Annotated in this window: 10 protein-coding genes; 7 read left to right on the forward strand and 3 right to left on the reverse strand. The window is 64.7% G+C overall.

Annotated features, from left to right (window positions below):
* Nucleotides 1-395: 395 nt before the first annotated feature.
* The 7 genes from ABTV68_RS05060 (at nt 396) to ABTV68_RS05090 (ending at nt 14,157) form a co-directional block, all read left to right on the forward strand.
* Nucleotides 396-4,307 carry a SpaA isopeptide-forming pilin-related protein gene (locus ABTV68_RS05060; RefSeq protein WP_433676522.1) on the forward strand — a complete coding sequence of 1,304 codons (3,912 nt, stop codon included), beginning with the start codon at nt 396-398 and terminating at the stop codon, nt 4,305-4,307.
* 44 nt (nt 4,308-4,351) lie between these two features.
* On the forward strand, nt 4,352-5,911 hold the full coding sequence (locus ABTV68_RS05065) for a SpaH/EbpB family LPXTG-anchored major pilin (protein ID WP_433676523.1): 1,560 nt from the start codon (nt 4,352-4,354) through the stop codon (nt 5,909-5,911).
* Between the two features lie 93 nt (nt 5,912-6,004).
* Nucleotides 6,005-6,928, forward strand: a complete 924-nt coding sequence (locus ABTV68_RS05070; RefSeq protein WP_433676524.1) for a class C sortase — start codon at nt 6,005-6,007, stop codon at nt 6,926-6,928.
* Nucleotides 6,929-7,200: 272 nt separating this feature from the next.
* Nucleotides 7,201-10,695 (forward strand): SdrD B-like domain-containing protein, encoded by a 3,495-nt coding sequence (locus ABTV68_RS05075; protein ID WP_433676525.1) that lies wholly within the window; start codon nt 7,201-7,203, stop codon nt 10,693-10,695.
* 94 nt (nt 10,696-10,789) lie between these two features.
* Nucleotides 10,790-12,394: a SpaH/EbpB family LPXTG-anchored major pilin gene (locus ABTV68_RS05080; RefSeq protein ID WP_433676526.1), complete on the forward strand. Its 1,605-nt coding sequence runs from the start codon at nt 10,790-10,792 to the stop codon at nt 12,392-12,394.
* 88 nt (nt 12,395-12,482) lie between these two features.
* Nucleotides 12,483-13,418 (forward strand): class C sortase, encoded by a 936-nt coding sequence (locus ABTV68_RS05085; RefSeq protein ID WP_433676527.1) that lies wholly within the window; start codon nt 12,483-12,485, stop codon nt 13,416-13,418.
* Nucleotides 13,419-13,446: 28 nt separating this feature from the next.
* The gene (locus ABTV68_RS05090) at nt 13,447-14,157 is read left to right on the forward strand and encodes a hypothetical protein (RefSeq protein ID WP_433676528.1); all 711 of its coding nucleotides are present in this window, start codon (nt 13,447-13,449) and stop codon (nt 14,155-14,157) included.
* Between the two features lie 54 nt (nt 14,158-14,211).
* On the opposite strand, the gene ABTV68_RS05095 is transcribed toward ABTV68_RS05090, so the two are convergent.
* From ABTV68_RS05095 to ABTV68_RS05105, 3 genes are read right to left on the reverse strand one after another with little or no spacing between them, the layout of a single operon-like run.
* The gene (locus ABTV68_RS05095; RefSeq protein ID WP_433676529.1) at nt 14,212-15,123 is read right to left on the reverse strand and encodes a carbohydrate ABC transporter permease; all 912 of its coding nucleotides are present in this window, start codon (nt 15,121-15,123) and stop codon (nt 14,212-14,214) included.
* A gap of 1 nt (nt 15,124) precedes the next feature.
* A complete protein-coding gene (locus tag ABTV68_RS05100; protein WP_433676530.1) occupies nt 15,125-16,081 on the reverse strand; it encodes a carbohydrate ABC transporter permease in 957 nt (318 codons plus the stop codon).
* Nucleotides 16,082-16,098: 17 nt separating this feature from the next.
* Nucleotides 16,099-17,436 carry an extracellular solute-binding protein gene (locus ABTV68_RS05105; RefSeq protein ID WP_433676531.1) on the reverse strand — a complete coding sequence of 446 codons (1,338 nt, stop codon included), beginning with the start codon at nt 17,434-17,436 and terminating at the stop codon, nt 16,099-16,101.
* Nucleotides 17,437-17,655: the final 219 nt, after the last annotated feature.

Raw genomic sequence — 17,655 nt, forward strand, 5'->3', positions numbered from 1 at the left:
CCCCGGGTCGTTTCGCACGCGTCGCCTCCGCAGGAGAACCCCGACGGAACTCCTGCGCGCGCAGACTATGAGGTCACGATTGCGCAGTCGAGTAGGCAGGAATCTTTGACCCCAACAGTGGGGTCAAAGAACGCATGGAGATGGCATCGACCGGTCACACCTGCCACGCTGAACGCCGACGTCCCCGCGTTCGCTCTCGGTTCCCGCCGAGCGCTTCCGCGAGGACTGGGGGGGATCCTTCCGGGAGCAGGGGGCTGCGCTTGGAAGGCAACGGTGTTTGTGTTTGCCATTTGGGGAAGTGCATGTCTTTCAACACGTTTCGTCGTGGACGGAAGCGATCAATTCGTATCGCTCTCGCGTCTGTGCTGTGCGCAGGAGTTCTGTTCAGCGCAGGAGTGAGCACGGCGTCCGGCGTCTCCGCGGTCACGCTTCCCGTCGCGTCCCCGTCGCTGTCGTCCTCGACCGTGAGCGAGTCGCCCGAGTCCTCCACTTCGACGGACACCGCGGCTGCGGAGGACGCGACCGCCCCGGTCGCGACGGCATCCGAGAGCCCGGCTTCGACGGAGACTGAGCCTTCTACCCCCGTCAGCACCGAGGCTTCCGCGTCGACTGACCCCGAGTCCTCGGCCCCGACGGAGCCCGAGGCTCCTGCTCCCGCGGACACCGAGGCTCCTGCTCCCGCGGACACCGAGGCTCCTGCTCCCGCGGTCACCGAGGCTCCTGCTCCCGCGGACACCGAGGCTCCCGCTCCCGCGGACACCGAGGCTCCCGCTCCTGCGGACACCGAGTCGTCGGCACCCTCCGAGCCGTCGGCGCCCGCGTCGGAATCGCCCGCGAAGAACGCAGCGAAGACCGAGACCGATCTGGTCGCCCCGCTTGCCCTGGGACCGCTCGCCGTCTGCGGCGCAGACTACGCGTACATCCTCCAGAGCAACGGCACGGTGAGCCAGTACTCACCGACCGGATCTCCCACGGTCACCACCTTCGGTAGCTGGAACACTTCGGGCACCGCGAACGGCCTCTCGATCTCTGCCGACGGTTCTACGATGTACGCCTTCGTGCAGGGCTCCGGTACCAATGCGGGCGGTGTCGCCTCGATCCTGCGATACAGCGCAGATACCGGTACCTGGGAGACGATTGCCGGTAGCGCATACGCGCGCGCCAGCAGCACTCCGCTGATCTCTGGCGCGATCAACCCGGTCAACGGCCGCTATGTGCTCGGCGGCTACAGCGGGTCGACCTACCAGCTCTACGAGTACGATCCGGTCGCCAACACATTCCGCACGCTTGGTTCGTTCGCAGCCGTAGGCACGTTTGGCGACATGGTGTTTGACGGGGCCGGGAACCTCCTTGTCGCAGGTATGACATCGAGCAACTTCAGGTGGTACACCGTTCCCGCGAGCGTTGTGGCAGCGGGGAACGCCACGTCGACGAACGTGAGCGTCTTCACCCAGCGAACGTTCAACCCGTCGGCGGGGAGTCCGAACGGCATCGGGTTCCACAGCGACGGCACCATGTACGTCACCAACAGCTCCGGCCTGCTCACCACGTACGACCCCGCCTCAGGCTCGCGCCCTGGTCCGCAGGTGACGATTGATACAGCGGCAACCGACATGGCCACGTGTGACGCGCCGGTGACGATGACGCTGCAGAAGTCGATCACGAGTCGATTCTCGAGCGGCGACCAGTTCACCGTGAGCCTGCGGACTTCCGGGGCTGTTGTGCTGTCCACGAGCTCCGCGACCACCGGTAGTACAACCGGACTCCAGTCCATTCAGGCCGGCCCGATCCCGGTTGTGCGCAGCCAGGTCTACCAGGTCATGGAGACGGCGAGCTCCGGTTCGCTGAGCAACTACGCGACGAACTACTCCTGCACCACGGGCGGAGCCGCCTTTGCTAATGGAACAACCGCGCCCGGTAACGTCACGATCCCCGCGACTGGGGGCGCCGTCAGCTGTCTGTACACGAACACCCCGCTGACCGCGTCCGTCAAGGTGCACAAGACTGTTACCGACTTCTCGGGCCAGAACCCGCTGCCCGGCACGGGATGGACTCTCGGCGCCTCGTTCGCGGCGAGCTCCGGCAGCGTGACGCTGACGCCGGCCGCCACGCCCACGCAGGTGTCGAACGCCTCGGGCGACGCGACGTGGGCCGTGAGGTTCTCCACTGGCACGGCGCGAGTGACCGCGACCGTGTCTGAGACACAGCGCGCCGGGTACGTGTTCGCGAGTGGAAGCTGTGTCGTCACCTCCGCGAACGGAGCAACACGCACGGTGGCGCTTCCGAATGCGCAGGGTGCCGCCGTCCCCGGCATTGCGCCGGGAGATGCGGTGACATGCAACATCGTCAACAAGCCGGTATCGGCCACCTGCGACGCAAGCGCGATCTACGGGCTCGATCGATCGTCTCCCGCGACGATCTGGTCAATCGATCCTGCGACCGGCCAGATGCTCCCGGTGGTGACCACGTCAGGCATCACGACGCAGGTGAACGCCCTCGCCGTGGGCGCCGGATTCCACGAATTCTGGTTTGCCGAGCAGGTGTCCATCGGCTCTCCGCAGTCCACGGCAAAGGTGTATCACGTCAAGGACGGCGTAACCACGCTTGCCGGGACGATGACTGGGCTGCCGCTGCCGTACAACGGAGCCCCGATCATGGGGGCCTTCAACCCGACAACCGGGATCTACTACTTCGGTTTGTTCCCGAATTCAGACGTGCCGTACGTGCGTGATCCCACGCTCCACATCTACGGATTCGACACCATCGCCAATCAGCCTCTAGGGCTCGTCGGAACGGCGGAGCTTCCTGATGGGTCATACAACGGTGACTTCTCATTCGACTCTGCAGGCCGACTCCTCGTGGTCACCGATGGTGCGCTGGTTGCGATCACCGACCCGATTCCGACCACAGCGTCGGCCACGCCGCCGGTTCTGCAGACCCGTGTGATTTCAGAGCTGTCGAATAGCAACGCGCCGAATGCGGTTGCATTCGGTCCGGATGGGTACCTCTATGTGGGCAGCGCGCCCTCGTCGTCGGCAGAACAGCTGGTCAAGTACAACCCTTCTTCGGGGGCACCAGCCACGACGGGTACCGCGCTGTCTCCCACGAACACGGTTCGCGATTTCGCATCCTGTGCACTCCCGCAGACACTCCGACTGCAGAAGAACCTGCCGGACGGTCGTATTGCCGCGAGCGATCAGTTCGCTCTCGCGATCACCGGTGGAGGACTGTCCGTCGGCAACACCGGTCTGACGGCGGGCACCGAAATCGGCATCCAGAACCAGACGGCCTCCGAGATCGCGGGCCCCGTGGTCGGGCTTCCAAACACGACCTACACCATCACGGAGACTGCGAGTGGAACCACCAACCTCGGCTCTTACTCCTCTAGCTGGGTGTGTGTCGACGAACGTACTGGCACACAGCTCGCGAGTGGGACCGGCTCGACCGGTCAGTTCACTTCGCCGGCGGCGTCGCCGAACGGGGCTGATGTTCTCTGCACCTTCACCAACCGACCACCAGCGCCTGAGATCGAGCTGATCAAGGTAGATGCCGCTTCGTCGAGTACCACACTGGCTGGGGCGAAGTTCCAGCTCTGGAAGGACGTGAACGGAAACGGCACGCTGGAGCCAGGGACCGACACGATGGTCGGCGGTGAGCAGACCACATCCTCCACGGGAGTGATCCTCTGGACCACCGGTCTCACCCCGGGCAACTACCTCCTGCAGGAGACCGCTGCCCCGGCCGGGTACGACATCGTCGCCCCCGCGGTACACCCGGTCACCCTCACCAACACTCGCGTCACGGTGACCATCACCAACGCGAAGCAGTTGGGAACGGTGACTTGGTCCAAGACTGATGCGTCCGGCACGGCACTGGCTGGATCTGAGTGGTCGCTGGAGGGGCCAACGGGTAGTTCTTCGGTCACCACGACCGTTGTCGACTGTGTTGGTGCGAACGCCGCAGCGTGCGCATCGGCAACGGACAAGGACCAGCGGGCAGGCTTCTTCTCGGTGTCTGGCCTGGCATGGGGTGACTACGTCCTCCGCGAGACGAAGGCACCCGCCGGATTCGTCCTCGATTCCACTCCGCACGTGTTCTCGATTGGTGCCACCGCTCCTGCTCAGATTCAGGTGGGCCTGGGTGCCTACGTGAACCAGCAGCAGCCGCCCCTCACGATTCCGCTCACCGGCGGTCTCGGGGCCGACGGCTTCCTGCTCGGAGGTGGCGGCGCGCTCTTCGCGCTCCTCGCCGTCGCGCTTCTCCGCCATCGGCGTGGGCAACGCCTCCTCCGTACCTCAGACCTCTGATTCATCAACTAACCCGACAATCTGCAGCACCCGAAAGGAACACCATGTCTGCATCCATCTCGCGCAGGACCGGCCGCGTCGCCGCCACCCTGCTCGGCATCGCGGCCCTCGGCGCCACTACCATGCTCGGCGCGACCGCCGCGTCGGCAGCGCCCGGCAACATCGACACCACCACACCTGGGTCGATCACGATTCACAAGCACTTGGAGACGGGTGCCACTACGGGGGCGAACCCCAACGGCACCGGCACCGTTGCTGGTGCCGCGATCCAGGGCGTTGAGTTCACGGTTTACCAGTTGAACTACAACGGCAACCCCATCAACCTTGCGAACTTCGCGGACTGGAACGGGCTTTCTGCGGTCACGCTTGACGCGAACTGCAACGTGACGGCCCCGGCCGGGTACACGCGAGGCACCGTGGTGACCACGGGTGTCACGGATGTGAACGGTGCTCTGCTCGTCAATACGAACCTCGACCGTAAGGCGTACGCCGTCTGCGAGACGAACACGGCCGGTGCGATGGTGGGTGGCGTGCCGACCACCATCGTGCAGAAGGCCAGCCCGTTCGTGATCTCGGTGCCGATGCCGTACAACAACGAGTGGATCTACAACGTCCACGCCTACCCGAAGAACAGCAATGCGGGCATCGTGAAGGACATCGTGAGCCAGCCCGCGGACCAGCTGGGTCTCGGGTCGACGGTCACCTTCCCGGTGACCACGGACATCCCGGTGCTCGCTGCCGGCGACCAGCTCACGTCCTACGTCGTGCGTGACGTTCTCGACACCCGTCTCACGCCCGTGGCCGTTGCTTCGGTCACGGTCGGTGGCGTCGCGGTGGACCCGTCGTACTACACCGTGAAGGTGAACCCGACCAACCCGCAGGATATCCGTGTGGTGTTCACCGCGACCGGTCTGGACTGGCTGGAAACGCAGGGCGGCAAGAAGGTCGTCACGAACTTTACGGGCGTTGTCGCATCGCTTGGCACCGACGGCATCATCCCCAACAAGGCGACGCTCTTCGTGAACGATCCCTCGGGCGACAGCGACAACAACCCGGGCCCGGGTGTTCCCTCCAACGAGGTGACCACCAACTGGGGCAACCTGGTGATCCAGAAGAGCGATGCGGGCAACAGCAAGCTGCTCTCCGGGGCCACGTTCCAGGTGTTCGCGGCTGACCCGGCTTACGTCGCCGCCGGCCAGTCCTGCACGTCGAAGGTGACCACGGGTTCCGCGATCAGCGTGAACGGCGTCACCGACTTCACCACCGACGCCAACGGTGTTGTGACCGTTGCCGGTCTGTTCGTGTCTGACTCGAAGAACGCGCCGATCAACGCCACGCAGCGCTGCTACGTGATCATCGAGACCGCGGCTCCCGCCGGCTACATCCTGCCCACTGGCGACGCGGCGAAGACCGCCGTCGCCGTGACGACCGGATCGGCCACGACGGTCGACATCGACGTCAAGAACACCAAGCAGTCCGTTCCGAGCCTGCCGCTGACTGGTGCCGCCGGCCAGGTGCTGATGCTCGGTGGTGGCGCCGCGGTGCTCGTGGTCGGCTTCCTGCTGATCGTGGCGCGTCGTCGTCGCCAGGCAGCTCAGCTGTAAGTAGTAACTGATATGCCGAGCCGGGGTCGAGAGTCCGCAGCGTCCACGCTGCTGTCTCGACCCCGGTCTCGTCATTCCTCCGGAGGCGCGCACGTGCTGCGGAGGTCGTGGCGACCCAGCGTCGTCACCTGGCTGCTCGCCGTCCTGATCCTGGGCGGCAGCGGCCTGTTCCTCTACCCGTCCACCGCGCAGTGGTTCACCTCCTATAACCAGTCGCAGGTGATCGGCAATGTGGCCGAGCTGGTGGAGGACTCCAACCCGAGCGCGGCGGAGCAGCTCCGGCAGGCTGCGGCGTACAACGCCGCGCTCACCGCCGGCGTGCAGGTGAAGGCGAACAGCAACGTCCCGGTCGGCAACGGAACGCTCACGGACGGCAGCTTCGACTACCCGAGCATCCTGAGCATGAACGCACAGGGCCTCATGGCCCGTGTCAAGATCCCGGCCATCGATGTGGACCTGCCGATCTATCACGGCACCAGCGACGCGGTTCTTCTGGAGGGTGTCGGGCATCTGGAGGGATCCAGCCTTCCCATCGGCGGACCGGACACCCACGCGGTGCTCACCGCGCATCGTGGACTCGCGGACGCGGCGATGTTCACGAACCTCGACCGCGTCAAGGTGGGGGACACTTTCACCATCGAGGTCTTCGGGGAGGTGCTCACGTATCGGGTGCGCGAGACCAAGGTGGTCGCCCCCGAAGACACCGATGCTCTGCGGGCGGTTCCGGGCGAGGACCTCGTCACCCTGGTGACCTGCACCCCGCTCGGCATCAACACGCACCGCATCCTGGTGACCGGGGAGCGCATCACGCCGACCCCCATCGAAGACATCGCTGCCGCCGGGCAGGCACCGGACATCCCCGGATTCCCCTGGTGGGCCGTCGGCGTTCTTGCGGCGATTCTCGTGGCGGCGGGCTATGTGTGGTGGTCCGGATTCAATGACGCGCGTGTACGGATGCGGCAGGCGGCTGCGTGGTCGCGGCGTCGCCGGGCTCCGGCCGAATCAGTGGCGGCGTGAGCACCGAGCTCGTTGTGTGACCATCGTTGCGACGGCCTCCGTCTGCGGCAGCGACGATACTGTCCCCCGCGGTGGGGTCAAAAGCGATCGTCGCTATGGACATTGCATGTGCGGCGTGCAATTATCACCGTGAAACGTCCCCCGCAGCTGGTACTTGATCTCCCGAATATGTCGAGTGTCCGAGCGTGGGACACCGGGGATCTCGTCGATGCACATGGGGATGCGTGTCGGCGAGAAGCAGCATTTGTGCTGCGCAAGATGAGAGAAGTGGCATGACGATCACTCATTCACGCGCGCGGGGAAGAGCGGTGGCATCGGTGGTGCGCCGGTCCGCCTTGGTCGCGGGACTTGTCGCGATCACGGCAGGACTCTTGTCTCCGTTTGCGCAGCCTGCTGCGGCCGCGCCAGGAGATGGGACGTTGACCGTCACCGTGATTCGCGACGTCAACGGTGACGGCGCGCGGACCGCGACATTGGAGCCGGGGCTTGCGGGTGTGCAGGTGCTGGTGACCGACAACACCGGTGCGTCGGTGACTCTCACGACCAATGCGAGCGGTGTGGCGACATTTGCCGGCGCGACGTCGTCACTCGTCGGAGGCAAGTACCGGGTCGAGGTTGTCAACCCGAACCCCGGCGTCCTGTACTCAGCGACCGCGGCGACGTCGGGGACACCGAGCGCGACGGCGATGTCCTCCAACGAGGAGTTCGTGGATATCTCTGCGGGTAAGACTGTGTCGATGCTGACGGGCTTCTGGAACCCGACCGACTACTGCCAGAACAATCCGATGATCGTGAATGCCTGCCAGCCCGGCCTCAATACCTCCGGAACTGCGTGGCTGACAAATCAGCGGACTATCTTTACGTCAAGCTATGACTTGACCGCGACTCCGGTGACGGTGACAACGAACAACGTGACGGGCGGGGGAATTTATGGTCAGGGCGTTCGCCGGCCGGTGGCGACAAGCGCAGGATTCCGTGTGTTCACGGGGGCGTACGCAAAGCGCGCTTCCAACTACAGCTCGTACGGGAGCGGAGCCATTTTCGTCTCGCCGGCAGCGACCGCATCAACTACTCCCGGTGTGCCGACACTGTTCGCGACAGTGCCGAACACGGGCCCGACGCTTCACTCGTTGAACAACGAGGATCTCGCCTTCCGCACAGCAGTCGGCAAGGAGAGTCTTGGCGACATTGACGTGAGCGATGACGGCCGGTATCTGTTCGCAGTGAATATGTACGACAAGCAACTCTATGTATTCAACGCGTCGGATACCTCCGGGGCGGCTCCCGTGTTGAAGGCTATTCCTATTCCGGTGCCTGCCGAGTGCACAGTAGCTGGCGAATGGCGACCGATGGGACTTGGTGAGCGGGACGGAGTCCTCTACGTCGGCGGCGTGTGTGATACGTCCCTCGTGGCGGTCGTGAAGTCCCTGACGATCGGAACTGCTGGGAACTTGTCTGACATGGCGTTCACCGGGCAGACCGTGCTCGCTCAGCCTCTGAATTACGCTCGTGAAGTGGGCTACGTCGCGCGTCAGCCCTGCGATCTCGCGACGTGGCATCCCTGGAACGATGACATCGTGCAGGTGTGTTCCCCCGTGGTTTTTGATGGCGGATATACATACGCACAACCAATGCTGGGCGATATCGAGTTCCGCAACGACGGTGCCATGATGGTGAGCTTCCGCGATCGTACTCCTGACCAGTACGGCCATGAACTCCAATTCTCGGTGCCCGCGCAGCCTGCCTTCGACGAGCCGTCCTCGGGGGGCGACTTGCTGCTGGCATGCTCCCCAACAGGGAACTATCAAGGCTATATCTTTGATGTGAATGGTGGTTGCCCGGGTGTGCCGAAGAACGCATATGGGGAGTTCTTTAAGAACGACAACGTGCTTGATGGGATCCACAACGAGGGCTACTTCAGCGGCATCGTCTACGTGCCGACCGAGCTCGGAGTGGTCACCAGCACGATCGATCCTAACCAGCAGGCGTTCAGAAACGGGATGTCACTCGATAATGCGTACACGTCTGCCGCTATCCGGGATCAGAATATATCCGGTCTCTTCGGCAAGGGTCAGGGCCTCGCGGATATCGAGGCGCTGTGCAATAACGCCCCCTTGCAGATCGGAAATCGGGTCTGGTTCGATGCGAACAACGACGGCATCCAAGGGGCGGATGAGGTTCCGCTTGCTGGTGTGACGGTGCAGCTGATCAAGAACGGCACCGTGATCGGCACGCGCACCACGAACGCCAGAGGCGAGTACTACTTCTCCACGGCGGACACGAATCTGGGTGGACAGTTCATCCCGTACGGCGGGAACTACACGATCAAATTCGTTGCTCCGACGACGGGAACGGTGAACCTGGGCGGTACGACCGGCACTCGTCCCTGGACGGATCTGACCTTCACTTCGCAGGGCGTCGGCTCGAACCCGCGGATCGACTCCAACCCGAATCCGGCGGACGGAACGTTCGTGTACACCGCTGGTGGCCCGGGGCAGAATGATCACACGATCGACGCGGGCTACATCATTCCGCTGCCGGTGACGCCGACGTTCGGCAAGACATCGGACCCCGTGCCGGGCACCGCGTTGAAGCCGGGAGACTCGGTCACCTACACCGTGACCGCTGTGAACCCGAGTGCGACACAGTCGATCACGACGGGCACGTTGACCGACAACATGGCTGCGGTGCTGGATAAAGCGACGCTGGCTCCCGCGGGTGCGGTTCCGGTGCTCACCTGTGTGGGCGGCGCACCCGGTGCTACGTGTGGGCAGATCGTCTTCGATGCGACGGCGAAGACGGTGGTGTGGACCGCGACTGCCGGCAGTCCGCTGTCTCCCGGTACCACCGCCCGGATCACCTACACGGTGACCATCAACGCCGGTGCGACCGGAACTGTGGGCAACGTGCTGGTGGAGCCGAACATCAAGACCGAGCACCCGATCATCACGTGGGACAAGGTTGCCCTTCCCGGTGACGGTACGCTCGTGAACCCTGGTGATGTGGTCACCTACACGATCTCTGTGAGGAACACCGGGACGGTGGCGTCGAACGCCTTCTCCGTCACCGACGATCTCACGAACGTCGTGAACAACGCCGATCTTGACCCGGCATCGATCACGATCGATCCCGCAGGCCTCGGAGCCGCCTCCTATGACCCAGCGACGAAGCTCCTCACGTGGACGGGGGCACTGCAGCCGGGACAAGAAGCCAAGGTCTCCTATGCGGTGACGGTGAAGCCCGGCGCTTTCGGTGAGCTACGCAACCACTACTTCGACAAGGTCGTGACGAATCCGATCTCGACGTCGCTGGTGTGGAAGAAGGTCGACGGCGCGGGCGGCGAGCTGCTGAAGGGCTCGGAGTGGACGCTGACCCCGGTCGACGCGGCAGGTGCTCCCACCGGCCTGGCCGTGGTGGTCGTCGACTGCGTCGCCGCAGCGGCCACGGACTGCACGGGGGCGGACACCGATCCGGATGCCGGCGAGTTCCTGGTGATCGGGCTGGTTCCGGGCACATATTCCCTGGTGGAGACGAAGGCTCCGGTCGGCTACGTGCTGCTGACGAACCCGATCGCGGTGACCGTGCTCGCGAACGCCGCGATCACGACGCATCCGGACATCGAGAACCAGCAGCAGGGCGTGCCGTCGATTCCCCTGACCGGTGGCTGGGGGAGCGACTACTTCCTCGCCAGCGGTGGCGTTCTGATGGTGCTCGCCGCCGGAGTCTTCGTCCTCGTCTGGCGCCGCCGCGCCCGTGCGGAGGTGTGACCACGATCTTTTCTTCACTATCGTCCTGGCAATCACATTCATCTTCAGTTTCACCATCTGTTTCCCCGACAACCCGAAAGATAAGGAATCCCGAATGACGAACTCACGCAAGCAGCGCTGGCTGCGGAGGGTCGCGTTGGGCTCTGTGCTGGCACTCGCCGGTGCAGGTTTCGCGACCGCCGCGCACGCTGCCGACATCGACCTGGGCGAGACCGGGTCGATCATCATCCACAAGCACGAGAACCCCGCTGACGGCGACCAGAACCCGGGCGGCACGGGCACCGACCCGACGACACCCGGTATCGCGGGCGTCGTGTTCGAGTACTGCCGCATCGATGGCATCAACCTGTTCGACGGCACGAACACCGGGTGGGACGCTGTGAACGCGATCACCCCGGCGCAGATGGCAGCGGCCGCAGCACAGGGTGTCACCACGCTCGGCGGCTACACCCTGTCTGGCTGCACGTCAGCAACTGAGACGGACTCCGACGGTCTCTCGACGGTGTCGGGACTCCCGCTCGGCCCGTACTTCGTGCGCGAGATCGACGCGCCGGCCAACGTCGTCGAACCGGCCGCGCCGTTCATCGTGACCCTGCCGACGCCGGAGGACCCGGAGACCCTCGACGGCGAGTGGGTGTACAACGTCAACGTGTACCCCAAGAACACCATCGCGGAGGGCCCGCGCAAGAACATCGTCCACCAGGACACGAACGGTGCGGTGCTGGGTGCGCCGATCGACTATGAGGTCACCACCAAGATTCCGGCGCTGCCGGCGGGTGAGGACTACACCAAGTTCGTCGTCACGGACACGCTGGATGACCGCCTGACCCCGGACCTCACGCCCGCCAAGGTCACCGTCAAGATCTTCGGCGGTGCAACGCTCGTGCAGGGAACGGACTACGACTTCACCTGGACGCCGGCGGGCGCCGAGCAGACTCTCACCGTCACGCTGCTTCAGCCGGGTCTCGACCAGCTCGCTGCCGGACAGTACGTCGTCGTGGGCTTCACCGCCACCGCCGACGAGATCGGCACCATCGATAACGTCGCCAACGTCAACATCAACGACTTCGATGTCGATGGAGACGGCACGCCGGGCACCCCCACCAACGTCGTGCAGACGCGCTGGGGTGCGCTGGAACTGAAGAAGGTCAACTTCGACAACCAGACCCAGGGCCTGACGGGCGCGGAGTTCACGGTGTGGATCAGCGACCTCAACGCCACGGGCTGCAAGGCTCAGTTCGGTACGAGCAACGTCACGCAGGTCACGGTTCCCGGCACCACGACTCCGTACGTCGTCACGGCGGGCGCGAATGGTGTCGTCAGCATCCCGGGCCTCTGGGTCGGCGACACCGAGCTGAACATCGGGCCGGATGGTGAGGTCCTCACCACGACCCCGGCGGGCCACGACCTGGCGCAGCGTTGCTACGTGATCCAGGAGATCAAGGCACCGGCCGGCTTCGTCCTGCCCACGGGTGATGCCGCTCTGACCGAGATCGTCGTCAAGCCCGGTGAGGTCGGAACGATCAACCCGATCGTCACCATCACCAATAAGCAGCAGGCCGTTCCCGGTCTTCCGCTGACGGGTTCGGACGGACAGCTGATCCTCACCATCGGTGGCATCGCCCTGATCGTGGTGGCTGCCGGCGTGATCGTGTTCGCGCGTCGTCGCCGTCACGCAGGACCGACCGACGAGTCCTGATCACTGATCGGTAACTGAGTGCGGGGGCGCTGCGCGCCCCCGCACTTCTGCGCTCTCCAGGGCGCACAGTTGTCTGGGAGAGAAGCGGATGACAACACGGCAACAGCTGCGCCGAGCGCGCAAGAACACCCGCGGGTCGCGGGCATCCATCATCGTGGCCAGCGTTCTCGCCTGGCTCGGGATGACACTCGTGATGTACCCGACGGCTGCCGCCTGGGTGAGCGCCTACAATCAGTCCCTCGCGCTCGAGAGCTACGAGCAGCAGGTGGTGGAGGCCTCTCCGCCGCCCGAGGACCAGATCACGAACGCCGAGGAGTACAACTCGAAGCTCTCGTCCGGCGCGATCCTCGCGGCCAACACCAACGTGCCGACCGGCTCTGGCAGCCTCGCGGACGATGAACTGAATTACTGGAAGCTGCTCGATGCCGGGCACGGTCTCATGGGCCGGATCCAGATTCCGTCGATCAACGTCGATCTTCCGATCTATCACGGCACCAGTGATGAGGCGCTTCTTGAGGGCGCGGGGCACCTGCAGGGCACGTCGCTCCCGGTGGGAGGCGTCGACACGCACTCGGTGATCACCGCGCACCGCGGACTCGCGAACGCCCGGATGTTCACCGATCTCGACAGGGTCCAGAAGGGCGATACGTTCTCCATCACGACGTTCGGTCACACCGTCAGTTACCAGGTGATCGACACGAAGGTGGTGGAACCGGAGGACAATGCGAGTCTTCGTCAAGAGGCGGGGAAGGACCTCGTCACACTGGTCACCTGTACGCCGCTCGGCATCAACACGCATCGCATTCTTGTCACCGGCGCGCGCATTACTCCCACCCCATCCGAGGACCTCGCGCGAGCGGAGGCGCCAGCCGCGGTAGCCTTCCCGTGGTGGTTCGTCATCTATGCGGGTACCACTCTCGCTGGGGTTATCGTCGTGTGGTGGCTGGTGCGGCGGATGGGACGACCCGCGATAAGGCGCGTGCGGGTTGACGACGAAAGGACAACCGGTGAGCCGACGCTCTGATCCTGCGTTCACGCGCCGGAGCTTTCTGATGACGACCGGCGCACTGGCGCTCGCCGCGCTCACGGCCTGCACCCCGGGATCGTCGACGCAGGCGCCCACAGCCCTGACCGCAGAACAGGCGGAACTGCTGGCCTCGTTCCGGCTGAAGAACTATCTCGCGGAGACGGTGTCGTACACGGTAGCGGGTCCCGAGACGCTGCCGATCTCCGGGTCCGTGATGATCGACACGCAGGCTCACACGGGGCAGGGCCTCATCGCCACCGGCGAGGATCCGGCATCCCTCGTCGTGTGGGGGGAGAGGTCCGTGTTCACGGGCGTGGATCCGGCGAAGTGGGACGACCTCTCCACCTGGTCCGGCCGTGATCTCGGCCAGGGCGATGTCGATTCGTTCCTGCGCCTGCTGCTGCTTTTGGCCAGCGACCGGCCCGAGAACGCGCAGCTGCTTCAGCAGAGTGGTGCCGCTTGGCTGGGAACCGAAACGGTCAATGGCGTGGTCTGCGACGTCTTCACCGGTCCTGGTGCGCAGGGACAGACGTCCGCACCCGACCCGACGCAGAGTCCGGTTCGTTACATGCTCGACAAGGACGGCGTACTGCAGTTCTTCTCCGCCCGCATCGCGGGCAACGAGGAGAAGCCCTGGTCGGCGACGCGCACCGACACCCCTCCTGAGCTGCAGATTCCGCCCGAAGTCTGGACGGCGATGGATCAGGCGGCTGCCGCCGCCAGTCCGAGTCCATGATGTGCACATGGCTCCTCTCCGCGTGGGAGAGGAGCCATGCGCATCAGGGGAGGCTCAGCCCTTGAGGCCCGAGCCTGTCACACCTTCCACGATCTGACGCTGGAAGATCAGGTACAGGATCACCAGCGGGAGCGCGGCGAGGATCGCGCCGGCCTGGATGTCGGCGTAGCGCTGACCGAAGCTGCCCTGGACAGTCGCGAGTCCCACCGGGATCGTCATGAGATCCGGGTTGGAGAGCACGTACAGCGGCAGCAGCAGGTTGTTCCAGACGCCGACGAAGGTGAGGATCGTCACCGCGGCGATCACCGGACGGCTGAGCGGCATGATCAGCGACCAGTAGATGCGCCAGGTGCCGGCTCCGTCGATGACGGCGGCTTCCTCGAGCTCGCGCGGAATCGAGTCGAAGAACTGCTTGAAGATGAACACCGCGATCACCGCGGGAACCTGCGGGAAGATCACCGACCAGTAGGTGTTCAGCAGGCCGAGGGCGTTCAGCTCCTGGAAGATCGGCACGATGAGCACCTGGCCGGGGATCATGATCCCGAGCACGATGAGCAGCATCACGAGGTTCGATCCGCGGAACTTCAGCCGTGACAGGGCGTAGGCGGCCATCGAGGCCAGCAGCACGGTGAGGGCCGAGGTGACCACCGAGGTGATCGCACTGGACAGGTACCAGTTCCAGATGTCGCCCGATCCCAGCAGCGTGGAGAACGAGTACAGCGTCGGGTTCCAGTCGCTGAGGATCGCGGACGCGCCGATCGCAGCCGTGCCGTTGTCGGTGAGTGCGGTCTTCAGTGCGAACAGGCTGGGGATGAGCCAGATCACGGAGAAGATGACGAGCACGACGGCTGCGACCCGGTTGAAGGTGCGGCCGTTGACGGGCTTGCGCACCCGCGCGCTCGGTGCGGCGGCGGAGATGCCGTCGCGACGCTTGCGGGGAACGGTGATGTTGATGGTGTCGGTCATCTCAGCTCTCCTTCTGGGCGGCGGCGCGCTCGAACAGCTGCCGGATGATCGCGACCACGACGATGACGATGAACAGCAGCACGCTCGCCGCCGATGCCGCCCCGAGCCGGTTGTCGGTGAAGGCCGTGTTGGTGATCACGCCGAGCGTGACCTGTGTGGAGATGCCCGGCCCGCCGGCGGTCATCAGGTACACCTGGTCGAAGATCTTCAGGCTGGCGATGATCTGCAGCAGCACCACGAGCGTCGTGGTCTTGCTGATCATCGGGATGGTGATGTAGCGGATCTGCTGCCAGGGGGTCGCACCGTCGACGGCCGCGGCCTCGTACAGCTCGCGCGGAATCTCCTGCAGACCCGCGAGATACAGCACGTAGTTGAAGCCGATCGTCCACCACAGGGTGGCGATCGCGATGCCGATCATCGCGGTGTTGGGGTCGGAGAGCACACCCGACCCCGGCGTCATGCCGAACAGCGACTCCACCCAGGCCCAGAGGCCGGTGGTCGGGGTGAAGATGAACACCCAGATCAGCGAGATCGTCGCCGACGGGAGGATGTAGGGCAGGAAGAACGCCAGGCGGTAGAACCACTGGAAGCGGCGCATCCGGTTGGTGAGCACGGCGAACACGAACGCCAGGATCACCAGCGGCGGCGTGGTGTAGAGCGTGAACTGCAGCGTGTGCCACAGCGAGCTCCAGAAGTCCGCGCGGGTGAGCATCTCGGCGTAGTTCGCGAAGCCGGCGAACGAGCCGAGGCCGGTGCGCACCGTCGAGGTGTTGAAGAAGCTCATGACGAGCATATAGATGGTCGGCCCCAGCAGGAACGCCAGGTAGAAGATCCCGAACGGCGCGATGAACAGCCAGGCGCTGCGCGCGGTGCCGGTGGTGGCGCCGGCGTAGCCGGAGCGCGCCGTGCGGTGTCTGCCGCGCGCGGCGCGCGGGACGGTGAGGGTTGCGGTGGTCACGTCGTCGTACCTCCGGGTCAGAGCGGGCTCGGCGTGTTGAGATACACGGCGAGTTGATCTTTGATGGCCGACAGCGCTTGCGTCGGCGAGATGGACAGCTGCTGCACCAGACCCAGCTGGGCGCCGACGATGGCCTCGAACGTGGATCCGGATCCGCCGTACCAGGCGGGGTCGTCGTACACGGCAGAGTCGGCTGCAGAGGCGTAGTCGGACTGCGGCACGAGGTTGCGGAACTCCGTGCTGTTCGCCGTGGGCAGGTAGGACGGAACGTGACCGCCCTGAGCCCAGGTCATCGACTGATCAAGCATCGACTTGATGAACAGCATCGCCTGTTGACGCTGCTCCGGTGTGCGATTCTTGCGCGGCAGGATCAGCGCATGCGAGTCGGCCTGGGACGCGGCCTTGTCGAACAGGGTGGGCACCGGCACCATGCCGAACTTCAGGTCCTTCACCGACATCGCGGTGGAGATCTCCCACTCACCCTGCAGGTACAGGCCGGCCTTCTCGGTGAACATGTACGACTGTGCGGTGGCATAGTCGAGGCCCTTGTTGGTCCAGCCGTTCTTCACCCAGGTCTGAACGCGATCCATCACCGACAGGAAGATGTCCTCGTTGACCGTGAGCTTCGCACCGTTGTCGGAGAGGAAGGGCGTCGCGCCCTCGTGCTGGTTGTAGAGCGTCCAGAACACGCGCCACGGGGTTGCAGTCTCACCGCCGACGTTGGCGATCGTGATCGCCTCACCGCCGGTGACATCGTGGATCGCGGCGAGCGCCTGCTCGAAGGTGTCGATGCCGTCGAGCTTCTGCAGCTTGCCTCCGGAGATGAGCCCAGCCTTCTCGCAGACCGACTGGTTGAAGAACATCACCAGCGGGTGGGTGTCGATCGGGATCGCGATGTTCTGACCGTCGGTGATCTGCGCGTTCCACGGACGCTCGGAGAAGTCGGCCGCGGACAGGCCGACGCCGGCGAGGTCCTCCTCGGTGATCGGATCGATCAGTCCGCCCTGCCACAGGGGCTTCGCGCGGGTGAGGTGGGAGACGGCGACATCCGGTGGCTTGTTGCCGACCGTCGCCAGCGTGACCTTCGTGTAGTACGGGTTGCCCCAGGCGAACGTCGTGGCCTGGAGCGAATCCGGACCGTTCTGCGAGCGATAGACGTCCAGCATCTCCTGGAGTCGGACGCCGTCACCGCCGCCGAACAGGTTCCAGAACACGAGCGTCTCGGGCTTCAGGCTGCTGCCGAACAGACCCGCGGAGACGGGGGAGGAGCAGCCCGCGAGCAGCGGGACGGCCGCGGCCCCGAGAGCCGCAGCGAGAAACCCCCGGCGGGTCAGCCGGAGAGAGGTGTCAGGCATTCGTACGTGACCTCCTTGTCGACGAGATCCGAGAAGCGGATTCTCGGGCGTTGAGATGAGTTGGTCTCATTTCAACGTGGTAACGGTAGCGCGAGTGGAGCGGTATCGCAATGGCAGGTTGTTGATTTTTCGCGGAAGGGACCGGTCACGTGCGGTGATGGAGAGGGGTGGAACATGGTGCTCGACAGTTCAGTTCCAACGATGTAATGTCGTCATCCA

Source organism: Microbacterium gorillae, from assembly GCF_050990725.1.
Classification (GTDB): Bacteria; Actinomycetota; Actinomycetes; order Actinomycetales; family Microbacteriaceae; genus Microbacterium; species Microbacterium gorillae_A.